The following is a 25,297-nucleotide window of genomic DNA, read 5'->3' as shown; positions in this document are numbered from 1 at the left end:
CGCTTTTTACTTCTGATAAAAGGAGATTGTGATATAACAAATATACGGGAAATAACTTTAAGAACTAGACACCAATGACTCAATCAGCCTTAAACCAATTAAAAAACTTAACCACCATTGTTGCCGATAGTAGCGACCTTTCAGCTATTGAAAAATTCCTTCCACTGGATGCAACAACCAATCCTTCACTGATTACTGCTGCTGCAAGTCAACCTGAAAATAAAGCGCTGATTGAAGCTGCATTTGAGCAAGCCAAGTCTGAAGGTTATCGTGACGATCTTTTAGTTGAACGTACCATTGATATTCTTACGGTCAAGTTTGGCGTTGAAATTTTAAAACTGATTAAAGGTCGTGTGTCGACTGAAGTTGATGCTGCACTGTCTTATGATACCGAAGCCACGATTAGCAAAGCCAAAGAACTCCTTGCCCTATACCAGACCTACGGGATTGAGCAAAATCGTATTTTAATTAAAATTGCTTCAACTTGGGAAGGTGTTCAAGCTGCTAAAGCATTAGAAGCAGAAGGTATTCACTGTAACCTCACGTTATTATTTGGTTTACATCAAGCTCAAGCCTGTGCCGAAGCCAATATCACCCTTATTTCACCTTTTGTCGGTCGTATTTTAGATTGGTACAAAAAAGCAGAAAATGTAGATCACTACCCGATTGATAAAGATCCGGGCGTATTGTCTGTAAAGCAAATTTACCATTTCTATAAACAACACTGCATTAAAACGGAAATTATGGGTGCAAGCTTCCGTAGTATAGATCAAGTTTTAGGATTGGCTGGCTGTGACTTACTCACCGTTTCTCCAAACCTGCTCGCAGAACTTGAACAAGATCAACGCGAAGTGGCTGCGCAACTTTCAAATAACCACGCACAAGCGCATTGTCAGCGTATTGTTACACCTTTGACCAAAGAAACATTTAAAGCGCAACTTGAACATGACTTAATGTCTTTCCAACTTTTACAAAGTGGCATTGATGGCTTTATTAAAGCCCGTGAACAACTCAGCACCCTACTGCGTCAATCTTTTGGCTTAGATGCTGAAATTCAGCCTTAAAAATGTGATTTTTACAGTTAAATAAGGCCGATTTTGCTATCATGCAACATCGGCTTTTTTATCCTTTGGAGCAGCTTGTGTTCGGCATTACTGATGTGACCACCTACATTATTGGTACCATTTTAATTGTCATTTTGCCTGGCCCAAATTCTCTTTATGTGATGTCCATTGCATCTCGTTTTGGAATTAAAGCGGGCTACCAAGGTGCTTGGGGCGTTTTTACTGGTGATTTAATTCTCATTCTTTGCACAGTATTGGGTGCAGCATCGTTACTCCATGCTTTTCCTTGGTTGTTTATTCTGCTTAAAGTTGTTGGCGCACTTTATCTCTCCTATTTAGGCATTAAATTACTGATTGCCAGTATACATACATGGCAAAACCGCCCACAAAAAATAGCGACCAGCTCACAAAATGCTGCTATTGAACAAACTCGTCCTTATCGTACAGCCTTAACCATCAGCCTTTTAAATCCAAAAGCAATTTTGTTTTATCTCTCTTTCTTTGTACAGTTTGTCGATCCTGCCTATCCATATCCAGCAATCAGTTTTGCTGTTTTGTCCGTCATACTACAAATCATAAGCATGAGTTATTTAACCATTTTGATTTTTTCGGGTATTAAATTGGCATCATTTTTTAATTCTCGTTATAAAGTCGCTGCAACATGTGTGGCTGCTGTCGGTATTTTATTTTGTGCATTTGGTCTTAAGCTGGCAAGTTCGACCTTATAGTTTTACTCCCCTATTCATCTCAATTTCAGTACAGAAAATAAATGAAATATATTTAAATATTCACACTACTTTTAAACAAAAAACCTGTTAATCATAATGAAAAGGCGTATGATTAAATGACATTTATATTAGGCTCTGTTGACATTTCAGCCCCTACATTCAGTCAAAATAAGATAAGCAAGGGATCATGCAAAAACTTCTTCAAGACTTCTCTATACCCGCAGTATTTGCTGGTTTTATTACATTTCTGATTGGTATTAGTGTATCTGCTGTTCTGGTCATTCAAGCCGCACAAATATTAGGTGCAACGCCAGAACAAATTACCTCTTGGTTTTGGGCCTTAGGTTTAGGTATTGGACTTTCTGGTTTTATTTTATCATGGAAGTTTAAATACCCTGTTGCGACCTCTTGGTCAACCGCAGGTCTGGCACTCATTCTTGCCACAGGCAGTGGTTATAGCTTATATGAAGCGATTGGTGCATTTTTCATTTGTGGCTTATTAACCGCAATTTTAGGTTTTTTAGGTATTTTTCAGAAAGTTTTATCCTATATTCCACAAAGTTTAACCAGTGCCATGCTTGCTGGTGTATTACTGAAATTTGGGATCGCACTTTTTGCAAGTATGCAAAATGATTGGGGTTTCATCCTTTCACTTTTAGCGGTATATATTCTATCAAAACGGCTGTCTCCACGTTATTGCATTGTTATTACCGTAATTGCAGGGCTTGTGCTTTGTCCAATGTTTATGGAGTTTCATGTTCCAGCTTTACAATGGAGCCTTGCCAAACCGGTATGGATTACCCCTGACTTTACATGGTCAGCCATTTTAGGCTTAGCATTGCCTTTATTTGTCATTAACATGGCATCTCAATATTTACCGGGGATTGCCATGATCAAAAGTTATGGCTATCAACCACATGTCAATCATCTTATTGGGTGGACTGGGGTTGCTCAAGCCTTACTCGCTCCTTTTGGTTGTTATACCGTTAATATTGCTGCAATTAGTGCCGCTGTTAGTTTAGATGACCAAGTTCATCCTGATCCTAAAAAACGCTATATCGCAGGCATGAGTTGTGGCTTTTTCTATATTGTGATGGGTATTTTTGCTGCAACTTTAACCAGCTTATTAATGTCATTTCCGCATATTTTTATTGTGGCTTTGGCAGGAATTGCTTTATTTGGCACCATTAGTCATAACATTGCGATTGCCTTTCATGATGTCAATGAACGAGAAGCCGCTTTAATGACCTTCTTATTCTGCGCATCTGGCATACAATTCTTTGGCATTGGTTCTGCATTTTGGGGACTATTATTCGGTTTTGCAGTGTCTTTTATTTTCAAATTCAAAAGCAAATCTAAAATTAAAGCATAATCTCTTTAAGTTAGAAAAAGCACCTGTATTGGTGCTTTTTTACTAGACTTATCTCATAAATCATTTTTTGGTCAATATAAGTTAAGTCAAAATTTAAAAAAACAAACTTTAGAAAGTAGAGCTAATACCTACGCAAAGGTATAAAAATTAAATCAATAAAATGGGGCAGTGCTATGGATAACTACGGCGAATCAATTCCTGTTTCATTTCCAGCGTCTCGTCTGGATTTTCAACTTCTGTAAATGCCGTTAACCAAACACCATCAGCAGCAAAACGTAAAATTTTTAACTCTAAATCAGCATCTGTTACAGCATGTCGTTCTAAACGTGCATTTAACCAGTGAATCCAAAGATCATTGAACGTGCGATCCGTCAGCATAATCATAGAGATTGCTGACCACGAATGCTCCATACCAACGATCTTTTTCTGCAATGTCACTTCTATATAAGCGCGGGTAAAACAACCATATTCACAATCATCAGCTTGAATGAATTGATCAATCACACCATCCAAATGTTCTAAAACGGTAATCACCATCGCTTCAAGTAATTTTTGCTTACTTGGAAAATGGTGAAAAACGCCACCTTTAGACACGCCAACTAAATCGGCGACCGCTTGAATTGAAACCCCTGTCACACCTTTATCAGCAGATAATTGAATTGCATGCGCTAAAATTTTTTGCCGAATAAGTTCAGGTTCTTTTTTACGCTGATACGCATTTTCCATACTTAATACTAATGCCCAGTAGAATTTGAAAATAAATTAATCACGACAACGCCCGATACAATCAAGCCAATGCCCAGCATAGCAGGCAAATCAAGACTTTGACGGAAAACAAAATATCCAATAATCGCAGTTAAGATAATACCAACCCCAGCCCATATAGCATAAGCAATTCCTAAGGGAATAACTTTAATGACTTGAGATAACAAATAAAAAGCGATACTAAATAAAACAATGACTGCCACAGATGGACCGAGCTTAGTAAAACCTTCTGATTTTACTAAAAATGTTGAACCAGTCACCTCAGAAAGAATTGCCAGTGCAAGCAATCCATACGCCATCATTATAGGACTCATTATCTTACCTTTAAAACAAACATACCATTTGGTTGGTATCTTAAACAAAAGCTGATATTTTGCAAGTTCTGGAATGTAATCATTTCTCAGATGGCAAACTATAATGATTGATAAAAGCAATGGTTTTCTTAAAGGTTTCTTGACTGGCAGCTTTACTCATCATGAATTGATACTCATGTACTAAAAATTCTTTGGCATCTGGATAAAATACTTCTGTAACCGGTATTTTTTTGCTCATCAATACTTTCACAAACGGTTCAGATTGAGTCTTGGTTAAAAAATCTTTATTTCCACCACTGATAAAAACTGGCGGATAATTTGCTGTTAAATATTGAATTGGAGAAATGCTTTTTAAAAATTCGACATCATCTTTTTTATTACCAGTATAGCTTTGAACTAAGTTAAATACTCCCCATTCAATCAGCTTAAGTTCATCTGGTGCAGTATGAATAAACGCATCCATATCATAAATACCACAATGCAAAATTAAGCCTTTAATTTGCTCACGTTGAATAAGCGGCGTGAAATTTGATTGCTGGGCAAAAGTAGGATTACTAATGAGTGCCGCATAATGACTGACTAAATTTGCACCTGCGGAATCGCCCGCCAAATAAATTTGATTGGCATTAATACGATATTGCTGCGCATGGTCGGTTATAAACTTTAATGCCTGATTCATCTGTAACAACTGATTCGGATAAATCGCTTCAGGAGCAAATTGATATTGTACTGAAATGACGTTATAGCCTTGATCGGCCAAGAGTTTAAAATAGCCACGTGCATGTTCTTTAGAACCTGAAACCCACCCACCACCATGAATCCAAACCACCGTTGGACGAGACTCAAGTTGCATGACATTTTTTGGCTGATAAACATCTAAAGTTAACTTAGGTTCTTGCATATAGATAATATTTTTTTGCACCAAAATTTCTTCTGGTGCATATTGATCAAGCATCTTTTTTTGAACATGGGTAGACGCATTAAATACGCTGGCAATCACCTTGGTACTCGTTTGTATATTCTGACAACCACTGCTGTGTATTACCGTAATTCCACACAGTATTAAAGCTAAATATTTTGAATACACTATATGCTCCCCCAGCCATTATTTCTCCTGCTACTTTGAACAGAGAAGATTATTTTCTTAGATTTTAATGCTTGTCTAAACATTTAGAAACACTTACAGCAAAGCTGAGCTTTTAACTCAGATTTAAATGCAAAATAGGACACACTTATATCCATGATATTTATATAATTTAATGAATTTTAAAACAATTTTCAGAGACTAAATTGATCATTTTAGGACAATGTGCTATCTATAAATAATAGCGATACAATAAACTCAAAGGAACAATTTTATGTCTTATCAAAATATTTTAGTCCCTGTTGACGGTTCCGAAATTTCCTTGTCTGCCGTGAAAAAAGCAGCTCAAATTGCTCAAGCTTTTGGTAGTCAATTAACCTTAATTAGTTTAGTCACTGAAGATCCATTTACGGATGTAGATTTCTATCCATCTCCAATTATGAAAGAATATTTCATACAAGCTTATGACAATGCCGAAAAAGCATTGCAACAGGCTCAAGCTATTGCTAGCGAAAATGGTGTAACGGCTAACATTCAAATTATTAAAGGTAATGTCTCTGAAGAAGGTATTCTCGATACCGCAGAAAAATTAAAAACTGATTTGATTGTGATCGGCTCACATGGCCGAAAAGGATTTCAAAAATTTTTACTGGGTAGCTTTGCACAAGATGTTTTAAGTGGCACAAAACTTCCTGTTTTAGTGGTTAAAGAATAAAAATTGAATAAAAGAACCCTTCAAATTAATGGTGGGTTCTTTAAACTCTTTCAATATCTCTTTAATTTGTCTTCATGACTGACAATCACAATTACAAAAGCTTTTCCATTCAACGATAACCATAAGGATCATTTCATGACTTATAAACATATTTTAGTTCCAGTAGATGAATCCCCTATTTCTTATGCAGCTGTTGAACAAGCTTTAGCCTTAGCTAAAACACTCGATTGCCAAGTCACTGTTACCAGTGTGATTGCTGTAGACCCATTTGTTGGGGTAGATTTTTATAAAATTGCACCCGCAGTGACTGATTACTTTATGCAGGCTGAAAAAAATGCGCAGTTGCGCTTAGCTGATATTAAACAATCCTTCCTTCGTGACGGTATAGATGTAGATACCAAAATAATTCGTGGTGTATCACCTGCTGAAGGTGTTATTCATGTTGCGGATGAAGTTGGTGCTGATTTAATTATTATGGGTTCACATGGGCGTACTGGATTCAAAAAATTAGTTTTAGGAAGTGTGGCACAAGCAGTTTTGACACAATCCCCTATTCCCGTGCTGATTATTAAAGTTTAATAAAAGAAGCTCTAGATTGACCTCCATCAAAAGTTGCAGGGTTGATTGAGCTGCTTTTAAGCGCAGAGTTCCGTATTTCACAGAAATCTGCGCTCTATTACTATCTAAACAGTGTTTGATTATTTTAATAAAATTGCAATATCAATGAGCGGTAAAGTTGCTGCTGTTCCTATAGTCGAAGCTGCAATATTGGGTGTTCCATCCACGTTAATTGCAGGTTTTGCACGGCTATCACTCATTGTTGTATTGAGATCAATACGATATAAAACAGATGGACCTGAAGCGTTAGCAACTGTCGCTAGAGCATAACCATTGTCTCCACCAGCAATATCAAAACCATTATCTAAACCTAAATTTATACCTAATCCACCAATTCGGTTCAGTGTTCCAGTATTGGGTGGATCTTGTTTGACAACGATTTGATTGGCTTGATCGAGATCAAAAAGTTCTGTTGCTAATCCCACGACACTGGTTTTAAAACTATTAGTATATGCAGCTGCGCTGATCATTGCACCAGCAATACCTTTAATATCACCATCGCGGATCGTATCCCCCGTATCAACATTAACTCTTAGACTTTGTCCCGTATTGCTAATTACGCGTAAACGATCAGCGGCAGGATTAAAATCTACAGCAAATGCAGTCCCATCTAAACTGGTAAAGGTACTGTCTGTTGCCGCTTTAAGCGCATTCACTAAGATTGCTATACCAGTTTCAGGGTTAATCGTATATAAATTGGCTTTATTCGTTAAACCATATAGTTGACCTGATCGCTCTGTGCTATTTCTTAGCCTATGGTCAATTCCAACAAATTTTTCATCCACCAATAGACCTGTAATATTTTTTTCTGTCACACTATTGGGGTTATTTAAAGTAAAGCGAATTAATTTATTATTATTACTTAATCCAATCCCTGCTGCTGTAGCGTCTTTAGCACGTTTTAATGCAATACCACGTATTCCACCCGTTGTATAATAATTTGCTAAGTCAGTGGTGTTAAAAACAGTATTATTTGCTGTACCCACATTTGCCAAATTCAATTGATAAAATTTATAGCTGCCAGAAATTTTTAATGCTGCATAACCGATGTTATTGATTGGATCGATATCAAAGCCCCCACCGCCTTGGGTATCCAGATTATCTCCCAATGGTGCTGAATCACCTAAAGTTCCAGCATTTGCATTTTGCAAGTAAATACGATCCGATGTTTGATCAATACTATAGAGTTTAGTGGTTGCCGTTCCAGCAAAAGCATTGCTATAAGCAGCTGCGACAATAACTGGATTATTGGCTATAGGATTAATTGTACCATCTGTAATTGTTGCACCTGTATCAACATTAATTCTTAAATTTTGTCCCGTGTTGGTGATCACACGTAATCGATCAGCGGCAGGATTAAAATTTACACTAATTAGATTAGCATCCCCTACAATTTTACTAAAAGGTAGATTTCCATCCGTTGTATCTGTTGGATCAGCAATAAGTTTTCGAAGAAATGTAGCAACTCCCGTGTTGGGGTCTAATGTATATAGATTACCGAGTAACCCAACAGCATAGAGCTTCTCATCTTTAGGTCGATAATCAATCCCCACCAGCTGGTCTTCTGCTTCTAGCAATCGAATTTTAATTGAGGAAACAACATTATTTGGATTATCTCGATTAATTGAGCTAATCATACCGTCACTGGTTAAGATAATAGTATCGCCAGAAACAGCAGAAATAAAATTATTTTTCTGCTCTGAGCTGGTATTACACCCCATTAAAGAAAAACAACTGACTGAGGCAAGTGCGAAAGTGCGTATACTTTTTTTCATGTCTTTAATCCCTGCAATATGCGGATAAAATCGAGTAGAAATATCCTATTTTTAAGTCTTGTTTTAAAATAATTTAAATAAGTTATGTTTATCTTTTTAAATCTACTTAGATAAAATTATTTCAATTTTTTTACGAGATAAACTGATTAAAATTTATTACACATACAAAACTATAATTTGTACTGTTTGAAGTAAAGAAATGATTTATTGAGTTTTTTAGCAAAATAGTGGAGCTTAGGTAATTCTTCACACCGAATTCACAGCGGCTATGTTTTTTTAATTATTTAGCTTTAGACAGGTTGCACAACCCATAAAACGAGCAATTATCTACTATAATTCTACACGCATATTTATTGATATTTCATACATAATTTATGCATGAATATATTCATCATTTTTCTGTGACAATCATGACACCTCTGATATACCAGTTTCAGTTTTTTATGGTTGACTACGAAACAGTTTAAGCCCAAAACTAACCTTTCTAATCTTATAAACCGTTTATGCCCCTGACTTCACAGCATTGATCCTAGCCAAAATAATGGACACGACTTCTCTCTAAAGAGAACGTAATGTTAACTTTGAAGATGAGAAGCATTGCTCTGCAAGATGGCTAAACATTTTAACCCCCGAATTTAAACAACATGACATTAAGTCAGAATGTTCCATCCATTCGGAATGGAAAGTAAATTTTTTCTTAAATTAAGACTTACATAGAGCTAATGTATCATTAAATAATAATGATACAATATAACATTACATATCATACCTTCTTTAATCCTATGTCTAATATTTCTAAACGCTTACAAGCAATTGATGCATTAAGAGGGTTGGTTATTCTTATTATGATGGTTGATCATGTTAGGGAAACTTTTTACCTTCACTATCAAGTTCCAGACCCAATGCTGATTCCGAGTACAGAAGAATCTCTGTTCTTTAGTCGCGTTTTAGCCCATATCTGTGCTCCTGTATTTGTAGTATTGACAGGTTTATCTGCCTATCTCTATCAAGCAAAGAATAATAGTATTCGTATGACACGTGAATTTTTGATTAAACGTGGTCTTTTTTTAATTTTCCTTGAATTAATCGTTATTAATTTTGCGTGGACGGGAAAATTCCCTCCTGATGTTATTTATTTACAAGTCATCTGGGCTATTGGTTTAAGTATGCTGGCTTTGGCAGCCTTAATCGGGTTACCTAAAAAACTTTTATGGGTGATTAGTTTAGTCATTATTTTTGGTCATAACTTGCTTGATCAAATTTCATTTTCCAATGTACCTATCATTCATAGTTTATGGCTCATTCTTCATGAGCGAGGTTGGATTGAATTTGGTGATGTGATCCGCTTTAGAACGTCTTACCCTGTGTTACCGTGGATTAGTGTCATCACTCTTGGCTATTGCATCGGTACTCAAGTCTTTGATCAATCGGTAGAGCCCAATAAAAGAAATAAAATATTACTCACTTTTGGCTTATCAAGTCTTACTTTATTTTTCATCTTAAGATTTATAAATGTGTATGGTGATCAAGCGTGGTCTATCATGCCGACCTTTACCGAATCATTGATGAGTTTTTTCAATGTGACAAAGTACCCACCTTCACTCTTATTCATTTTATGGAATGTCGGTATTGGGTTAATACTCTTAGTTTTGCTACAAAAAGTGGAAACAAAAAACTGGATCAAACCATTGATCGTATTTGGTTCAGTGCCTATGTTCTTTTATATTGTTCACTTATATGTATTGAAAGGACTCTACCTAATTGCCGTCGAAGTATTTGGCAAGAATTATGGTGACTATTACGGCGTAAGTAGTGTTGGAATGCTTTGGCTAATTTCATTGTTCTTGTGTATTGGCTTATATCCTCTTATGGTTAAATTTTCAAACTTTAAACATAAGAACAAACACATTCCTTTTTTGAAATACTTCTAAATTATTTAGTGCTATTTCCCCCAAATCCATAGAGGAAATAGCACTTTTTATTTATTAAATATCAAATACTTAAATAAAGTTAAATAGATTTAAACACTCAACATACTATTTAAGGTCTCTGCTACATTTTTCGATTTCACTTGTGATTTTAACGCCTCAAGTGCAGTTTTTACATCACTACGCTGCGGCTCAGCCAAGGTATACCAACGCGAAAGCACTTGTAGTAAACGTGAACCAAGAATTGGATTTTTCTCATCAAGATATTTCGCTAAATCGATGTAATGTTGAACAGCAAAACCCCATGTATTGACAGGATTGGCATTTAAACCCCCACTAACAGAACGAATACGATTTGGTGTACCCAAATCATAGTCTGGGTGTGAAATTAAATACTGGATACTTTCCACAGTGGCTTTTGGATGTGCTGCTTGTAGCATAAACCACTGATCAAGCGATAATGCTTCATCTTTAAAACGATTATAGAAATCAGCTAAAGTATCTTTCGCTTGTGGTGCATCATTCCAGACCAAGACTTTAAGCGCACCTAAGCGCTCCGACATATTACCTGTATTTAAATATTGTACATGTGCCAAATCAAAAGCTTCGCTATCACCTTGACGTGCCAACATAGTCAGCATGATGTTTTTTAGCGCGCGTACACCCATGGCTTGTGAAAACTCTTTTTGTAAATCTGGATCTAAAGCCAAATAAGTAGCTTTACAAAATTCACCCAGTTCACGAGCCAAGGTATTTAACAATGCATTACGTTTTTCTTGAATTTCTACTGGCTTATAATCAGCATCAATACGGCTGCCTAAATACCCTTCAGAAGGGACATCAAACAAACGGGAAGCCAACAATGGATCTTTTTCAACAAGGTCTGGTATCGTATTTTTAATCGCTTGAATATACACTTCAGCGTCATGACCATTTAACAAAATACGTTCAAGTAAAGTTTGTGTTGCTTGCCATTGATTAAAACCGTTGGTTTCATATTGCACTAAAAATGCAAGTTCTTCATCTGAATAATTAAATTCAAGATTCACTGGTGCAGAGAAGTTACGCAGCAAAGACACCACAGGTTTTGCTGTCACTCCTGTAAATTCAATGGTTGCTGTATCTTGATCAAATAAATACACGCCATCTTTCACGCCATTTTCAAATAATGCAGATGAATTAAGTGCGTATTGCTCACCCGTTTCTGCATTAAACAACGCCAAAGCCACTGGAATTGGCACTGCTTTTAAGTTTGGATATTTGGCATGTGCTTTTAAACTTTGTTTAAAACTTAAAGTATAAGTTTGCGCAGCTGCATTGTACTCACCTTGGGCTTCTAATTTTGGCGTGCCCGGTTGGTTGTACCAAATCAGGAAAGCAGATAAATCTACACCCGAACCTGCTGTCAGTGCAGCAACCCAATCTTCAACCGTAACCGCTTGACCATCATGACGGCGGAAGTATTCGTCTGTACCTTGACGGAACTTTTCTTTACCCAATAAAGTCGACATCATGCGGTTAATTTCCGCACCTTTTTCATACACAGTTGCGGTATAAAAATTATTAATTTCAACAAAATGGTCTGGACGTGGTGGATGAGACAATGGACCTGAATCTTCAGGAAATTGATGTGCTTTTAATACAGCTACATCATCAATCCGTTGTACCGCAGCCGATTGTAAATCTTCAGAGAAAGACTGATCACGGAAAACCGTTAGACCTTCTTTTAAGCACAACTGGAACCAATCACGACAAGTAATACGGTTCCCTGTCCAGTTATGGAAGTATTCATGTGCAATGACCGACTGTACACGCATAATTGCTGCATCTGTGGTGAATTCCTCATCTGCCAGCACACATGAAGTATTAAAGATATTTAAACCTTTGTTTTCCATCGCACCCATATTAAAAGCACTGGTGGCCACAATCATATAATTGTCTAAGTCATACGGACGACCATAATGTTCTTCATCCCAACGCATTGAGTGCTTTAAAGCTTCCATCGCAATGTGGCATTTTGGAATATCTTTTTCTACTGCATAAATTTCTAAAGCAACATTACGACCTTCAGAAGTCACATACGAATCTTTCAATACAGCCAAATCACCCACTACACAAGCGAATAAATAGGCTGGTTTTTTGGTTGGATCTTCCCAAATGGTGTAGTGACGACCTTCACCTGTTTCACCCGCTTCCATCAAGTTGCCATTGGCTAACAGCACTGGAAATTTTTTATCCGCTTCGACACGTGTGGTAAACACTGAAAGTACATCTGGACGGTCTGGGTAGAAAGTAATTTTACGGAAACCTTCAGGTTCATTTTGAGTAACAAATAAATCGCTACCTGCTTGGTATAAGCCTTCAAGTTGCGTATTACTTTCCGGATGAATAATCACTTCTGTTTCCAGAATGACCTCATCTGGTGCATTGGCAATCATCAACTGCTCTGCATCTAATGAATAATCATTGGCAGTGAGTGGCTTACCATTCAAAGTAATCGATTTTAATTCTAGATCACGCCCAAGCAGCACTAAATCTCCTGCTGTCTGGCGCTTCATAACCAAGGTTGCATTCACATTGGTATGATCTGTATATACTTGAATATCCAAGTTGATTGAATCAACCGCAAAAGATGGTTTTTCATAGTCTTTTAAGTAAACAGTTTGGTCTGCTTCAACCACTGGGTTTGCCGCGATATTCATATAATGTCCTAATCCTGTAGTTTTAAGCCAAAACTTTTTTTGTGAGCTGCCTTGATCATACGACAACTTTCACAATCTGTCTGCGCGATTGATTTGAGTTATATATGGGCACATTGTTGTTAATTTTCAATTCATCACCTCAACATCAGTGCAATTATTCTGTTAGTTGCTTACTTAGCATGCATAACTCGAAAAAATGGCGCTGATACAGCATAACTGAAACAATATTCCACATAAAAATAACACCCCATGCTATTTCATATCGTGTTGTTACCATGCATCTCAATTCAGCGCACTTAAATTGACACTTATTTTCAAGATAACTACATTTTGAGCACGTTTCTTGCTTGTAATCATGTGTGCAAAGCGCACTATAAAATTAAGTTAGAACTAAAAGAGGTGTTCCCATGTATCTAAAAGAACATATTGTCCGTGTGGAAAATATCAAAACTATGCAAACACTCAATGCCGCAGGAATTGATCATAAAGTCATTGCGATGTTTATGAGTTGCGAAGGTATTCCGATGCAATCGCCCGATATTTGTGCAATTTTGAATAACTACGATACATTGGGCAGCAAAAGACTTCCATCTAAAAAAGTGAAGGCTTTAATCGATGCAAAGCAATTAGGCGAGGACGATGAGTCACTGCCTTGCCCCGCCTCTTATTAGTTCAAGAATTTAAAAGTTCTCATCTCACAAATTTTCCTTATCTGGAGATGGAAAGATTTATTTTTCATCTCCAGATGGAGATCTTAAAAATACTTAGGCTATTTTCAATCATACTGAACTGCTCTTGCTATAAGCATTTTTATTCATTCAACACGATTGCATCACGTCATCACAAAAGACCTGTGTATAATTGATCTCATGATTAACCAGACTTGTGATTGACTCTTTCCATGCTTCTTCAGATTCTGCAAAAACAGTTAGATGAAAGTACATCATGCCCTTTATGTCAGGCATCTATGTTCTGGATTGAAGCAGAACAATACGATCAAGCCATTAATTTTCATGAATGTAGTCACTGCCAACATCGTGTTTTTCAAGACCAACGCAATAACTGTCATTGTGACAAATGCTTAGCCAATCGAAAAAGAATGCTCACGGAAACACGACTGCAAGAGCAACGTAAAATTAAATCTAAAGATAAAAATAAAGATCAGATCGAATACAGACTGGATCAAATCAGTTTTCTCAATAAATTATTTTTACTGAGTATTTTGGACAACCAAGTTCAAGAACATACTACACATCATGAATACATTGACTGGGAAAGCATTAAATACCATTCCATTACCCCCAATTATTTATTTCAAAATTATTTGATCAAACAATTGGTTAAAGAACAAATCTTAATCGCTAAAGATTTTGCGTCTGAGGCGCATCATTATTATGTCAATGTACGCTTAGATGGCTATTCTGAACCCAGTTTATTTAGTATTACCCAACAACTGCGAAATTGGTTTTATGAAAATTTAACCATGGGGGTGCCATTTAAAAATGCAGATGAAGTCAAAAATGCACTCTATTTGGTGCTCTATCAAGAAATTATTCAGTTTGCCCAGTTTTATTGCCGCACATGGGGCGTACAAATTGCAGGAAATAATGCTTTTCAGACCTTTTGTTATCGCTTGATGGATTCGTTGGCTGTCGGGCAAATTTATTTTCTGGTGCAAACGGCACTGGAATACTTAAACCAACAAAAAGCGCTCAAAGCACGTAATGAAAACTTTATTAATACCAATTTGTTAAAGAAAACTTTACAACAATATCGTGAACGTGCTGTGACTGAAAAATGGGAAACATCCACCCTACCACGCCCATATAATATCCCTTTTAGTAAAATGAGCGAAATCCTATTTTTTCGCTTTTTAGGCTACGATGAAAATATTTTTTTCCAACCCATTCGACATTCATGGAAAAAGATTGAACCTCGTTTAAGTTTTTATTCACAAAAACGCTGTATGTATTGTGGTTCAAATGAGCTTACTGTGGATTACGATGCAGAAAATTATGTGACCTTATGCTGTCGTACCTGTAAGCATCAAGACCATTATTTCACCCAATAAATGGTGATAAATATGTCTAGTTTCTCTAATCACACCCTGTTCAACTTAAGGAATAATCCAATGGATCAAACTTCAACATTAATCGAGCATATTGTTGAAGCATGGACACAGCTGCAAACTCAGCAGCCGCTCGTGCAATGTATTACCAATAGTGTTGCAGCCAACTATGCAGCCAATGTTTTACTCGCTGCTGGCTCTTCTCCTGCCATGATTGATAATCCATTTGAAGCCGAAAGTTTTACCACCATTGCCGCAGCACTCAGCATTAATTTGGGTACGCCAACCAACGAACAAATGCAAGCCATGCACATTTCCGCACAAACGGCGCAGCGCACCCACACACCTTGGGTACTCGACCCTGTGGGCTATGGCACTATTCTAAAATGGCGCTCAGATATGGTGGATGAATTACTACACTATAACCCGACTGTCATTCGTGGTAATGCTTCAGAAATTAGTACACTTGCAGGCAATCAAGTTGAATCTAAAGGTGTCGATAGCACTTTAAACAGTGCAGATGTGTATAGCCAAGCTAAACTATTGTTAGAACATGCCGAATGTATTGCTATTTCAGGTGAATCCGATTTTATTTTAACCAAAGAGTTCGATGCAGTCATTCAAGTCAATGGTGGGAGTTATTTACAACCTAAAGTCACAGCAACAGGCTGTGCATTGGGTGCTTTAATTGCCGCTTATTGTGCTGTAGCAACACCGACCATTGCCACCCTAGCTGCGCACACGCATTTTGCCATTGCAGGGAAATTAGCATTTGAACAAACCCAAATGTTGGGGCATTTTAATGTGGCATTCATGGATTATATCCACTATTTAAATCCAGATTTAATTCAACAATATGCAGATATCAAAATTCTTAAACTCTAGTAGATGCTTTGATTTTAATGAAATCACTTGACCTCTACTTGTGAAAAGGTCAAGTGATCCTAATGCACATGTCGATTAAAAGATAAATTAAACATCATCTCAAAAATCGTTTTTAAATCTAATTTACAGACACACATCAAGCCCATACCATCAAAATAATCAGGGACATGTTGCATGAAAAAATTAATATGCGTAGTCGCTTTATTTCTCAAACACCGCAATTGATCTAAGCTTATTTTAGGCCGCACAATTGGGTGAACAAAAATATCTTCTCGACGTTTTTGCACTTCATGTTTACGTTGCTGAAAAATATTTAAAACCTGTAAATAGTCTTGAGGAATCTGTCTTCCTGCACGTGGAAAGAAACGCTGTGATCGTGAAGCAAAAAGTGTATACACTTTAGGCTGTATTACTGTAGTTACAAACCATAATGGGATAGTCAAATTACGGATTTGATGATTAAGTACCACACGAATAGCACTATTGAGTGTTCGATTTCCGCGTCGGTAATCAGGTAAAATACCTGCTCGAGAACTCAAAACAAAAATTGGTTTTCCATCTAAAAAAAGTTTAATAATTGGTAGAACATTTTGTCCAATTAATTTTCCTTCATGATAATAATGAATAACTTGGACTGAAACTGCATCTACATCATGCACAAAATTATAAATTTCTTTTACCGTAGAATTGGGGAAAATATGCTGATCAAATGCCCATATTTTTTTAAAAAATTGTTTTTTTTGTCCAGATGAAAGCTTTGAAAAATCTGTAACCGTTTCTGTAATTAACATGAGAGCGACTCATCCTTTATTCTTATATAATAAGTATTACTCATTTTACTTATTTTAATATCACAAAAAATAGGGATTTTCATGTCACATGAATCCAATTACCCTCCCCGTCATCTGATCAAATTTACAACTTAAAAGAAAAACGAGACAGGATAAAAAACCCAACAGCACGCGTCCATTGGGTTTTTCAAATTACTTCAAATAATTACGACTGCGAAGATATCAAATACCGTTACAGTTATGCTCTATATGCTTCTAGCGATGCGTAATTAAAACAGATTTAATTCGGTTCTCATCTAATTCAGTCACCTCAAAGTGAACGCCGTGATACTCCAATTGAGTACCCAACACCACCTCACCATGGGTTTTATCTAAAATTAAACCCGCAACACTGATATAACCAGCATCTTCATCAACCAAATCAATCATGCCCAACTCTAATTCAAGTTGATAGACATCCAACATGCCAGAAGCTTTCCATGTATGCTCATCAATTTTGACTAAATCGAGTTGTTCATCTGCATCAGGAAACTCACCCGCAATAGCTTCAAAAACATCCAGTGGAGAAATTAAACCTTGTACGTTACCAAACTCGTCACTGACCAAAACCAATGAACCTTTTGATGTACGCAAGGTATTAATGGCATCAATCACTTTCATTTTTTCAAAAATATAAATCGGGCGATGACGTTTGATAAGAGCTTTAAGTTGTTCCTCATCATCCAGAACATCAAGCAATTCTTTTGCACGCACCACACTCAAAACTTTATCTAAACTGCCGCGACAAACTGGAAATAAGCTATGTGGTACGGATAAAACTTGTTCACGAATCCGCTCAGGGGCATCATCAATATTCACCCACGAAATTTGGCTACGTGGTGTCATGATCGAGGCTACTGATCTTTCGGCTAAGGTTAATACCCCGCCAATCATATAACGCTCTTCATCAGCAAATGCTTCTTGCGCTTCAGCGTGTTGAGCACTATCTGTAAGCGTTTCCATTTTTCCGCCCATCAATTTTAAGATGGTATCTGCGGTACGATGACGCAATGGAATTTTTGATTCATGCTTGGTAGCATTACGTTGGGTAAACTGATTGAAAGCTTCAATCACAATTGCAACGCCAATACCTGAATAGATATAGCCTTTTGGAATATGGAAACCAAAACCTTCGGCTATCAAACTAATACCAATTAAGAGTAAGAAGCTTAAACATAGAATAATGACGGTCGGATGACGATTTACAAAATCAGTTAATGGTTTCGAAGCAAGCAACATCACTGCCATGGCAACAATCATTGCAGCCATCATCACATAGATATTGTCGACCATACCAATTGCAGTAATGACCGAATCTAAAGAGAATACGGCATCCAGCACTACAATTTGTGCTACAACTGCGGTAAAACTTGCATAAACAACATTCGTTGTAACTTTAACTTCAGATTGCCCTTCCATTCTTTCGTGCAATTCGCTTACTGCTTTATAAAGCAGAAATAAACCACCAAATAAGAGAATGAGATCTCGACCTGAGAAAGTCCAGTCAAAGACGGTAATAAACGGTTTAGTCAAGGTGACTAACCAAGAGATAGCAAACAATAAACCCAAGCGCATCACTAACGCAAGAGAAAGACCGACTATACGGGCTTTGTCACGTTGTTCAGGCGGAAGCTTGTCAGCCAAAATGGCAATAAAGACGAGGTTATCAATACCTAAAACAATTTCTAAAACAATAAGGGTAAGTAACCCAATCCAAATTCCCGGATCTAATAAAAACTCCATTAGTTTATATCTCCGATTTTATGAATTTGGCAAAAACGAAACGTAGACCTGCACGGCGACGGATCCATATATGTAACCTGTTCAACAATAGATAAATTTATTATGCACAATCTATAAAATTTGTAATTAGATTTTTATGTTTTTAACCACTAAATATTTAAATTGTATAAATTTCAGACTTCACAGCATCTATTCATCCAATAGTTTGTTTGTTTTCAAAAAACAAACTACTCAGTCATATTTGAAAAATATAATGAAAAATAAAAAAGCCTCGGCATAAGCTCTTGTTTATGAAAATTATATTAATATTTATTTAATAAATATATCAATTTATTCAACTTATGACAAAAATATCAGAAACTTTTTGTTAAAAAGACCAATTCCTAAATCTGTTTTTTTCACTAGAATGAAACATAGCCAAGATTAATTAATGAAATAATCTATTCGCGCAACTTAGATGTGTACATTTCTAATCCAAGCAAAAAACTTACAGGATTATTCGCTATGACAAATAAAAAAGCATTAAGCTTCAAAAAAACATCGAAAACGATTGCGAATACAAGCTATGAAGGTACATATTTTAATCTAGATTCATCCTTTGATCAGCATCAGGTTAAGGCCATAGTCACACATAATACCCAAAAGTCTGAAATGTGCTTACCTATCGTTTTACAACATGGCAGCCCTACGGCAATGTTGTCTTCAAATTCTTATCAAAATTATGAAATTCAAGAAGAAGTACTTAACTTTGCCCAGAGTATTGTGGTATTTCATCAAGATAAAGACAGCTACACCATGTCTCTGCTCAACGAGCATGCTTAATTTTTAATTGTTTGTAATAAGAGAACTTATTTATATAGGTTTCCTTATTACATTATAAAAAACTTAATATATAGATTGATTAGCTCTAAAAAAATTTAGTATATTCTGCGCAGCAAATTAACTTTATAATAAAATGCGTGCGTTAACGAATTACAATTACAAAGCTTACAGGGGAGTCCATTCATGACTAAAAAATACAGTAAATTTTTACCTTTGGCGGAAGATTTTACCTTAGAAAATTTTCCATACTATTGGGTTACTCAAGTACATGCTCAATATGTACAAAACGTAGACCATGCCTTGAAAAAATATGGTTTAGATAATTCACGCCGTCGTATCTTGCTTGCCTTAAAGTCAAAGCCTCATGCCAGCGTTTCAGATTTATCTGAAATGGTTGTCTCTAAGATGTCAACAACAACAAAAATTGTTTATCGCCTAAAGGATGAAGGCCTAGCTGAAACATATTCATGTGAAGACGATGCTCGAATTACTCGGGTTGTGTTAACGGACAAAGGTCTAGAAATGACTCACAAAATTAATGATCTAACCAATGTTGTTTTAGAACAATCTTTTGAAGGTTTAACCCCCTTACAAATTGAAAAAATGATGGAAAGCCTTAAGCATATTTTTAAAAACTTAGCGCATTAAAAATGCAGCTTCATTTAATTAAAAGAATTCAGTTAAGGATGAATTCTTTTAATTTCTGCTTTAGGTCGATGTAAACATTCAAACGCTACCTTTGGGAATATTTCCATAAGCAATTGAATATAAAAATTTTCAACCTAACCTGTATCCTCCAAACACGCATGAGAAAGAATGATCAGTGGGCATCACATGAAGCAGACTTATAAGTTTTTCATTCTGGAATGACCAATTGCCCCTATCGTGATCATAATTACTGATCAGACAATTTCACTGGTATTTTTAAAGTTTTATATAAAGCAATAATATCAAATATTCGACTATCTTTAGATCTGGCTTCTTATTCTTATACGCGGCAATAAAAAAGCCTCCAACATGGAGGCTTTTTTATTTACAGTGGAAACTTAGTCCCCTGTATACCCTTTTAATTTTAAGCGTGCAGCATGCAACAACGGCTCTGTATAACCAGAAGGCTGTTCGCCACCTTTAAAGATCAAATCAGACGCTGCTTGGAATGCAATACCATCAAAGTTTGGCCCCATAGCAGTATATTCTGGATCATTTGCATTTTGCTGATCCACAATAGTAGCCATACGTTTCATCACTTCTTCAACTTGCGCACGTGTCACAATACTGTGACGCAACCAGTTAGCAACGTGTTGAGATGAAATACGTAAAGTTGCACGGTCTTCCATCAAACCTACGTTGTTGATGTCTAAAACTTTAGAACAACCTACACCCAAATCAACCCAACGAACCACATAACCCAAGATACCTTGACAGTTATTTTCTAGTTCTTTGGTTTTTTCTTCTTCAGACCAGTTGGTGTCTTTCGCTAAAGGCGGAGTTAACAAATCATCTAAAGGTAATGCTTCAGTCGCCAATAATTCTTTTTGACGGCTTGCAACATTAATTTGGTGATAATGAATCGCGTGAATTACCGCACCTGCTGGTGATGGAACCCATGCACAGCTTGCACCAGCATCTGGATGTTCAGTTTTAGTTTTGTACATATCAAGCAACATATCTGGTTTAGGCCACATGCCTTTACCAATTTGCGCTTTACCACGTAAGCCTGCTTTCAAGCCAACCATTACGTTACGGTTTTCATATGCAGGGAACCAAATTTGCGCTTTTACTTCACCCTTACGAACGAATGGACCTGCTTCCATAAAGGTATGGATTTCATCGCCCGTACGATCCATGAAGCCCGTATTGATAAAAATCGTACGATCTTTTGCTTGAGCGATACAGTTTTTCAAGTTTACAGAAGTACGACGCTCTTCATCCATGATACCGATTTTAAGCGTTTTCGCTGGTAAACCTAATAATTGTTCAGCACGTTCAAAAAGCTCTACAGCAAAAGCAACTTCTTCAGGACCATGCATTTTTGGTTTAACGATATACATAGAACCTTTACGTGAGTTCTTGATTTCGTTTTCGCCTTTAATGTCTGCAAAAGACAATAATGGTGTAACCAATGCATCCATGATACCTTCATAAATTTCCGCACCATCCACAAGGATGGCTGGATTGGTCATCAAGTGACCTACGTTACGAAGAAGCATCAATGAACGACCATGAATAATGGTTTCACCGCCAATTAAGTTTTTATGCGTACGGTCTTTATTCAAACTACGAGTAACAGTTTTACCATTTTTCTCGATCGATTCTTCTAAAGTACCTTTCATGAGGCCTAACCAGTTACGGTAGCCTTCAACTTTTTCTTCAGCATCAACAGCTGCAATAGAGTCTTCTAAATCCTGAATAGTCGTTACAGCAGCTTCAAGCACTAAATCTTTAACGCCTGCCGCATCTGTTTTACCAATCGGGCTAGTTGCATCAATTTCGATAATGACATGCAAGCCATTATTCTTGAATACGATTTCTGTAGGTGCAGCTGCTTCGCCGTTATAACCCACAAATTGCGCTTCATGTGCAACCGTTGTTTGAGTGCCATCTTTTAAGGTCACAACAAGTTTATTGTGATCTACAGCATATTGCGTTGCATCAGCATGCGAACCTGCTGCAAGAGGGAAATTTTCATTTAAGAAGTTTTTCGCAAATGCGATAACTTTATCACCGCGTACTGGGTTATAGCCCTTACCTTTTTCTGCACCACCTTCTTCAGAGATGACATCGAAACCGTAAAGTGCATCATATAAAGAACCCCAACGCGCATTTGCTGCATTCAAGCAGTAACGTGCATTACGTACAGGTACGACAAGTTGTGGGCCAGCCAATAATGCGATTTCTTCGTCGACATTTTCTGTGCTGATCTGGAAATCTTCTACTTCTGGTAATAAGTAGCCAATTTCTGTAAGGAAAGCTTTGTAAGCTTCTAATTCAAATTTGTTGTTGCGGTGCCATTCATCAATTTTAGCCTGAATATCATCACGCTTAGCAAGAAGCGCTTTATTCTTAGGACTAAGATCAACAACGACTTGCTCGAAGTTTTTCCAGTATGTTTCGCTATCTAAACCAGAACCTGGTAATGCTTCATTTTCGATGAAATCGTAAAGTTCTTTAGCAATCGCTAACTTGCCTTTTTGAATACGTGCAGTCATTGTCTTTCCTGATATTGCTACTTTTTATAACAAGAGATTCTAGTATACCGATTTAAATCTAGCTGAATAGTACTATCACATTCCTAAATAGTGATCATTTTTTATAGAATAAAGGGATCCATTATTCTATAAAACACAGATCACAAAAGCGACATTATCATCAGCTTAAATACCTTTTTATAGTGTATAAAGTTTTTGAAATGTCAACATTAGACTTAAGTGCAGACTTATAGATAAAAATAGCGCTTAAATTCAACATTACTATAGTTATAGAGTAAAGATTAGACAAAAACCAGTCTTAAATGTCGAGAAAACAGATATTTTCTAGTTATAAAAAAAGCGCCATTTCTGGCGCTTGCTATTTAATTAACTTCCGACTCTCTTTTCTGAATTTGTTTATGTGCAGCATTCAAGTAATCGTCGGATTGCATTTCAAGTAAACGTGAACGCGTGCGTTCAATTTCAAAGGCTAATTTTTCGCCTTGATAGATATCGATAATTGAATCTTCAGAGGTGAGTAACAGTTTTACACCACGATCATAAAACTCGTCGACCAAATAAATAAAACGGCGTGTGCCTTCCGACAAGTGATCTGTCAAATGCGGAACATTACTTACCAATACTGTATTGTAAATATTGGCAATTTCAATAAAGTCAGCTGGACTTCGTGGTTTGAAACATAATTCTGAAAATTCACACCATAAAACGTCTTCAGTATGCCCTATCGTTTCAACGATACGATTATTAATAATAATTGGCTCTTGAGAAATGGTTTGCGTTTGTGTCAATGCACTAAAACGCTGTGCGATCCAATTTTTATGGTCATGCGTCAGTGGATTTTTAAACAATTGAGCTTGTTTGAGTACACGTAAACGATAGTCCACACCCGCATCGACATTTAATATTGCACAGTTCTTTTTCACCATTTCAATGGTTGGAATAAAGCGGTCTCGGTGAATACCATTCTTATACAAACCATCTGGAGCTATATTTGATGTCGCAATCAGCGTGACACCACGATTAAATAATTTTTGGAATAATTCACTTAAAATCATGGCATCGGTGACGTTTGAAACAAAAAATTCATCAAAACAAATCACCACTGCTTGTTGATAAATTTGGTCAGCCACCAAATCAAGTGGATTACGCTGTCCCGACAACTTATTTAATTCACGATGAACATGCTGCATAAAATGATGGAAATGCATACGCATTTTTCGGCGAAAAGGAATTGAATCAAAGAACTGATCCATTAACCATGTTTTACCGCGCCCCACACCGCCCCACATATATACACCTTGTGGAGATGTTTGACGACGGAAACGACGAAAGGCTTTTTTCGATGCCTTAAAGCGTTGAATCAGTTCTTGCCAAACACGATCTAACTCATGAACAGCTTGCGCCTGTGCATCATCTGGCATGAACTGACCAGAAGATATCGCTTGCGCATAACGTTCTGCAGGTGACAAAGGTGTAAAGGCTGTGCTGTGCTTAGAATTTAAATCAGACATATCATTGAATACTATTTTAGGCTATGCAAAGTATAGCGAAGATTGAGAAGGAATATATAGCACTTTGGCATTAATAAACTTAGGCTATTTAGAGTACTGACGTGGACTGTATCCAAACCACCGTTTAAAAGCATGATTAAAAGCTGCCGGTTCTGAATACCCCAACAACTCGGCAATCATTTCAATGGAATACTCTTTATATTCTATAAGCCTTAATGCTTTATCTTTAATTAACTGTTCACGTATTTGTTTATAGCTACTTTGCAGTTGTTGCAATTGATGACGTAAGGTTCGCTCTGGAATTTGTAAGGCTTGTGCTGTTTCTGCCATCGTAGGCATTACACCTTGCTGTAATTCCAAATAATCTTGCACCCGTTGTACCAATGAAGGAATCTGTTCATCTATACTTAAGCGCTCCAATTCGGCAACGCATTTTCTTTCATAAATCATAAAAGTCATTTGATCTGCCGATGGAATTTGTACATTCAGTACCGCAGCATCGAACCAAAATTCTGCACTCTCCGACCCAAACTGCAACTCTGAACCATAGTAATCCTGATAAATTTCTAAGTACTGCAGATTTTCTGATTGTACAAATGGCAATTCAATATGAATTTTAGGAATGCTCAATCCCATCATTTTATAAAGATCTTGAATAAATTTATACGTTCCTGAAATTTCACATTGCGCGCGCAGTAACCCCAAATCACTGTTTAAATCTTGTGGTTCATAACACAGTGCAACTTTGTGCTCTGTATATTTCAAACTTAATCCCCCTGTTAAATGGGTAAGCGCTTGATACTGAACTCCTTGCTCTAGAGCTGTACGCATATCCTTACTGGTCACCAATAACATAAGCAAAGGACCATAGCCTGCAAGTGCATAATGCTGTCCAATAAACAAACCTGTTTCAGGAGTGACATCTTGCCCAATCACACTTAATACATTCCACTCCAAACAAGGATGAATAATTGAACTTGGATCTAAGGCATCAGCGCGTAAACCAATACTTTGAAGTTTTTGATCAACCTCGACACCAGCTTTACGCATGCCTTGAATTAAATACATCAAGCCGAGAACTGACCGTTTCATAGCATTTTCTGATTAAAGTAATATGACATTTTTTACTATAAAATTTCGTGCTTGCAAATTGCCGAATCTATC

Annotated in this window: 21 protein-coding genes; 11 read left to right on the top strand and 10 right to left on the bottom strand. The window is 36.8% G+C overall.

What is annotated here, in order from left to right; all coding sequences use genetic code 11:
- Positions 1-74 precede the first annotated feature (74 nt).
- The 3 genes from tal to BLV99_RS06660 all read left to right on the top strand — a co-directional run bounded on the left by tal (position 75) and on the right by BLV99_RS06660 (position 3,164).
- Entirely contained in the window at positions 75-1,064 is a 990-nt protein-coding gene (gene tal, locus BLV99_RS06670; RefSeq protein ID WP_092688960.1) for a transaldolase, read from the top strand.
- 77 nt (positions 1,065-1,141) lie between these two features.
- Complete coding sequence (gene leuE, locus BLV99_RS06665; protein ID WP_092689166.1) at positions 1,142-1,792, top strand: leucine efflux protein LeuE; 651 nt, start codon at positions 1,142-1,144, stop codon at positions 1,790-1,792.
- A gap of 187 nt (positions 1,793-1,979) precedes the next feature.
- Positions 1,980-3,164 carry a benzoate/H(+) symporter BenE family transporter gene (locus BLV99_RS06660; RefSeq protein ID WP_092688957.1) on the top strand — a complete coding sequence of 395 codons (1,185 nt, stop codon included), beginning with the start codon at positions 1,980-1,982 and terminating at the stop codon, positions 3,162-3,164.
- 171 nt (positions 3,165-3,335) lie between these two features.
- Here BLV99_RS06660 and BLV99_RS06655 read toward each other — a convergent pair whose 3' ends face one another.
- The 3 genes from BLV99_RS06655 to BLV99_RS06645 form a co-directional block, all read right to left on the bottom strand.
- Complete coding sequence (locus BLV99_RS06655) at positions 3,336-3,890, bottom strand: TetR/AcrR family transcriptional regulator (RefSeq protein ID WP_086184470.1); 555 nt, start codon at positions 3,888-3,890, stop codon at positions 3,336-3,338.
- 8 nt (positions 3,891-3,898) lie between these two features.
- Positions 3,899-4,231, bottom strand: a complete 333-nt coding sequence (locus BLV99_RS06650; RefSeq protein WP_413772562.1) for an SMR family transporter — start codon at positions 4,229-4,231, stop codon at positions 3,899-3,901.
- Positions 4,232-4,322: 91 nt separating this feature from the next.
- Complete coding sequence (locus BLV99_RS06645) at positions 4,323-5,333, bottom strand: alpha/beta hydrolase (protein WP_425283530.1); 1,011 nt, start codon at positions 5,331-5,333, stop codon at positions 4,323-4,325.
- Between the two features lie 268 nt (positions 5,334-5,601).
- On the opposite strand from BLV99_RS06645, the gene BLV99_RS06640 reads away from it, so the two are divergent.
- Both BLV99_RS06640 and BLV99_RS06635 read left to right on the top strand, forming a co-directional pair.
- Positions 5,602-6,042, top strand: a complete 441-nt coding sequence (locus BLV99_RS06640) for a universal stress protein (protein WP_086184473.1) — start codon at positions 5,602-5,604, stop codon at positions 6,040-6,042.
- Between the two features lie 135 nt (positions 6,043-6,177).
- Positions 6,178-6,621, top strand: coding sequence for a universal stress protein (locus BLV99_RS06635; protein WP_086165831.1), 444 nt, complete (start codon positions 6,178-6,180; stop codon positions 6,619-6,621).
- 119 nt (positions 6,622-6,740) lie between these two features.
- On the opposite strand, the gene BLV99_RS06630 is transcribed toward BLV99_RS06635, so the two are convergent.
- Complete coding sequence (locus BLV99_RS06630; protein ID WP_092688950.1) at positions 6,741-8,435, bottom strand: DUF4394 domain-containing protein; 1,695 nt, start codon at positions 8,433-8,435, stop codon at positions 6,741-6,743.
- A 782-nt stretch (positions 8,436-9,217) separates the two neighbouring features.
- Between BLV99_RS06630 and BLV99_RS06625 the strand changes: the two genes are divergently transcribed.
- A complete protein-coding gene (locus BLV99_RS06625; RefSeq protein ID WP_092689163.1) occupies positions 9,218-10,366 on the top strand; it encodes an acetyltransferase domain-containing protein in 1,149 nt (382 codons plus the stop codon).
- An 89-nt stretch (positions 10,367-10,455) separates the two neighbouring features.
- On the opposite strand, the gene pepN is transcribed toward BLV99_RS06625, so the two are convergent.
- Positions 10,456-13,065 carry an aminopeptidase N gene (pepN, locus tag BLV99_RS06620; RefSeq protein WP_092688947.1) on the bottom strand — a complete coding sequence of 870 codons (2,610 nt, stop codon included), beginning with the start codon at positions 13,063-13,065 and terminating at the stop codon, positions 10,456-10,458.
- 407 nt (positions 13,066-13,472) lie between these two features.
- On the opposite strand from pepN, the gene BLV99_RS06615 reads away from it, so the two are divergent.
- The 3 genes from BLV99_RS06615 to thiM all read left to right on the top strand — a co-directional run bounded on the left by BLV99_RS06615 (position 13,473) and on the right by thiM (position 16,018).
- Complete coding sequence (locus tag BLV99_RS06615) at positions 13,473-13,736, top strand: hypothetical protein (RefSeq protein WP_004648786.1); 264 nt, start codon at positions 13,473-13,475, stop codon at positions 13,734-13,736.
- Positions 13,737-13,966: 230 nt separating this feature from the next.
- On the top strand, positions 13,967-15,136 hold the full coding sequence (locus BLV99_RS06610; RefSeq protein ID WP_086184478.1) for a hypothetical protein: 1,170 nt from the start codon (positions 13,967-13,969) through the stop codon (positions 15,134-15,136).
- Positions 15,137-15,196: 60 nt separating this feature from the next.
- Positions 15,197-16,018 carry a hydroxyethylthiazole kinase gene (gene thiM, locus BLV99_RS06605; protein ID WP_092688944.1) on the top strand — a complete coding sequence of 274 codons (822 nt, stop codon included), beginning with the start codon at positions 15,197-15,199 and terminating at the stop codon, positions 16,016-16,018.
- A 59-nt stretch (positions 16,019-16,077) separates the two neighbouring features.
- Here thiM and BLV99_RS06600 read toward each other — a convergent pair whose 3' ends face one another.
- Positions 16,078-16,809: a hypothetical protein gene (locus tag BLV99_RS06600; protein WP_092688941.1), complete on the bottom strand. Its 732-nt coding sequence runs from the start codon at positions 16,807-16,809 to the stop codon at positions 16,078-16,080.
- Between the two features lie 255 nt (positions 16,810-17,064).
- On the bottom strand, positions 17,065-18,591 hold the full coding sequence (locus tag BLV99_RS06595; RefSeq protein WP_092688938.1) for a TerC family protein: 1,527 nt from the start codon (positions 18,589-18,591) through the stop codon (positions 17,065-17,067).
- 504 nt (positions 18,592-19,095) lie between these two features.
- On the opposite strand from BLV99_RS06595, the gene BLV99_RS06590 reads away from it, so the two are divergent.
- Together BLV99_RS06590 and BLV99_RS06585 are read left to right on the top strand one after the other, a co-directional pair.
- Positions 19,096-19,413 (top strand): hypothetical protein, encoded by a 318-nt coding sequence (locus BLV99_RS06590; RefSeq protein ID WP_092688935.1) that lies wholly within the window; start codon positions 19,096-19,098, stop codon positions 19,411-19,413.
- Positions 19,414-19,596: 183 nt separating this feature from the next.
- Positions 19,597-20,061 (top strand): MarR family winged helix-turn-helix transcriptional regulator, encoded by a 465-nt coding sequence (locus BLV99_RS06585; RefSeq protein WP_004648781.1) that lies wholly within the window; start codon positions 19,597-19,599, stop codon positions 20,059-20,061.
- Between the two features lie 398 nt (positions 20,062-20,459).
- Here the strand turns inward: BLV99_RS06585 and BLV99_RS06580 are convergent, their stop codons facing one another.
- From BLV99_RS06580 to BLV99_RS06570, 3 genes are all read right to left on the bottom strand, one after another.
- Positions 20,460-22,622 carry a malate synthase G gene (locus tag BLV99_RS06580; RefSeq protein ID WP_086184483.1) on the bottom strand — a complete coding sequence of 721 codons (2,163 nt, stop codon included), beginning with the start codon at positions 22,620-22,622 and terminating at the stop codon, positions 20,460-20,462.
- A 362-nt stretch (positions 22,623-22,984) separates the two neighbouring features.
- On the bottom strand, positions 22,985-24,133 hold the full coding sequence (zapE, locus tag BLV99_RS06575) for a cell division protein ZapE (protein ID WP_092688932.1): 1,149 nt from the start codon (positions 24,131-24,133) through the stop codon (positions 22,985-22,987).
- An 84-nt stretch (positions 24,134-24,217) separates the two neighbouring features.
- A complete protein-coding gene (locus tag BLV99_RS06570) occupies positions 24,218-25,225 on the bottom strand; it encodes a helix-turn-helix domain-containing protein (RefSeq protein WP_092688929.1) in 1,008 nt (335 codons plus the stop codon).
- Positions 25,226-25,297: the final 72 nt, after the last annotated feature.

The organism is Acinetobacter kyonggiensis (assembly GCF_900107285.1).
Lineage (GTDB): Bacteria > Pseudomonadota > Gammaproteobacteria > Pseudomonadales > Moraxellaceae > Acinetobacter > Acinetobacter kyonggiensis.
The sequence above is the reverse complement of the archived record's forward strand: the minus strand, read 5'-3'. Positions and strand labels throughout refer to the sequence as shown.

Excerpts from the sequence above, each read along its gene's own strand:
- zapE (WP_092688932.1), bottom strand. The coding sequence starts at position 24,133 with ATGTCTGATTTAAATTCTAAGCACAGCACAGCCTTTACACCTTTGTCA.
- BLV99_RS06590 (WP_092688935.1), top strand. The coding sequence starts at position 19,096 with ATGACAAATAAAAAAGCATTAAGCTTCAAAAAAACATCGAAAACGATT.
- pepN (WP_092688947.1), bottom strand. The coding sequence starts at position 13,065 with ATGAATATCGCGGCAAACCCAGTGGTTGAAGCAGACCAAACTGTTTAC.
- BLV99_RS06570 (WP_092688929.1), bottom strand. The coding sequence starts at position 25,225 with ATGAAACGGTCAGTTCTCGGCTTGATGTATTTAATTCAAGGCATGCGT.
- BLV99_RS06630 (WP_092688950.1), bottom strand. The coding sequence starts at position 8,435 with ATGAAAAAAAGTATACGCACTTTCGCACTTGCCTCAGTCAGTTGTTTT.
- BLV99_RS06640 (WP_086184473.1), top strand. The coding sequence starts at position 5,602 with ATGTCTTATCAAAATATTTTAGTCCCTGTTGACGGTTCCGAAATTTCC.
- BLV99_RS06585 (WP_004648781.1), top strand. The coding sequence starts at position 19,597 with ATGACTAAAAAATACAGTAAATTTTTACCTTTGGCGGAAGATTTTACC.
- BLV99_RS06660 (WP_092688957.1), top strand. The coding sequence starts at position 1,980 with ATGCAAAAACTTCTTCAAGACTTCTCTATACCCGCAGTATTTGCTGGT.
- BLV99_RS06600 (WP_092688941.1), bottom strand. The coding sequence starts at position 16,809 with ATGTTAATTACAGAAACGGTTACAGATTTTTCAAAGCTTTCATCTGGA.
- BLV99_RS06625 (WP_092689163.1), top strand. The coding sequence starts at position 9,218 with ATGTCTAATATTTCTAAACGCTTACAAGCAATTGATGCATTAAGAGGG.
- BLV99_RS06615 (WP_004648786.1), top strand. The coding sequence starts at position 13,473 with ATGTATCTAAAAGAACATATTGTCCGTGTGGAAAATATCAAAACTATG.
- BLV99_RS06610 (WP_086184478.1), top strand. The coding sequence starts at position 13,967 with ATGCTTCTTCAGATTCTGCAAAAACAGTTAGATGAAAGTACATCATGC.
- BLV99_RS06580 (WP_086184483.1), bottom strand. The coding sequence starts at position 22,622 with ATGACTGCACGTATTCAAAAAGGCAAGTTAGCGATTGCTAAAGAACTT.
- tal (WP_092688960.1), top strand. The coding sequence starts at position 75 with ATGACTCAATCAGCCTTAAACCAATTAAAAAACTTAACCACCATTGTT.
- BLV99_RS06595 (WP_092688938.1), bottom strand. The coding sequence starts at position 18,591 with ATGGAGTTTTTATTAGATCCGGGAATTTGGATTGGGTTACTTACCCTT.
- BLV99_RS06650 (WP_413772562.1), bottom strand. The coding sequence starts at position 4,231 with ATGATGGCGTATGGATTGCTTGCACTGGCAATTCTTTCTGAGGTGACT.
- BLV99_RS06635 (WP_086165831.1), top strand. The coding sequence starts at position 6,178 with ATGACTTATAAACATATTTTAGTTCCAGTAGATGAATCCCCTATTTCT.
- BLV99_RS06655 (WP_086184470.1), bottom strand. The coding sequence starts at position 3,890 with ATGGAAAATGCGTATCAGCGTAAAAAAGAACCTGAACTTATTCGGCAA.
- thiM (WP_092688944.1), top strand. The coding sequence starts at position 15,197 with ATGGATCAAACTTCAACATTAATCGAGCATATTGTTGAAGCATGGACA.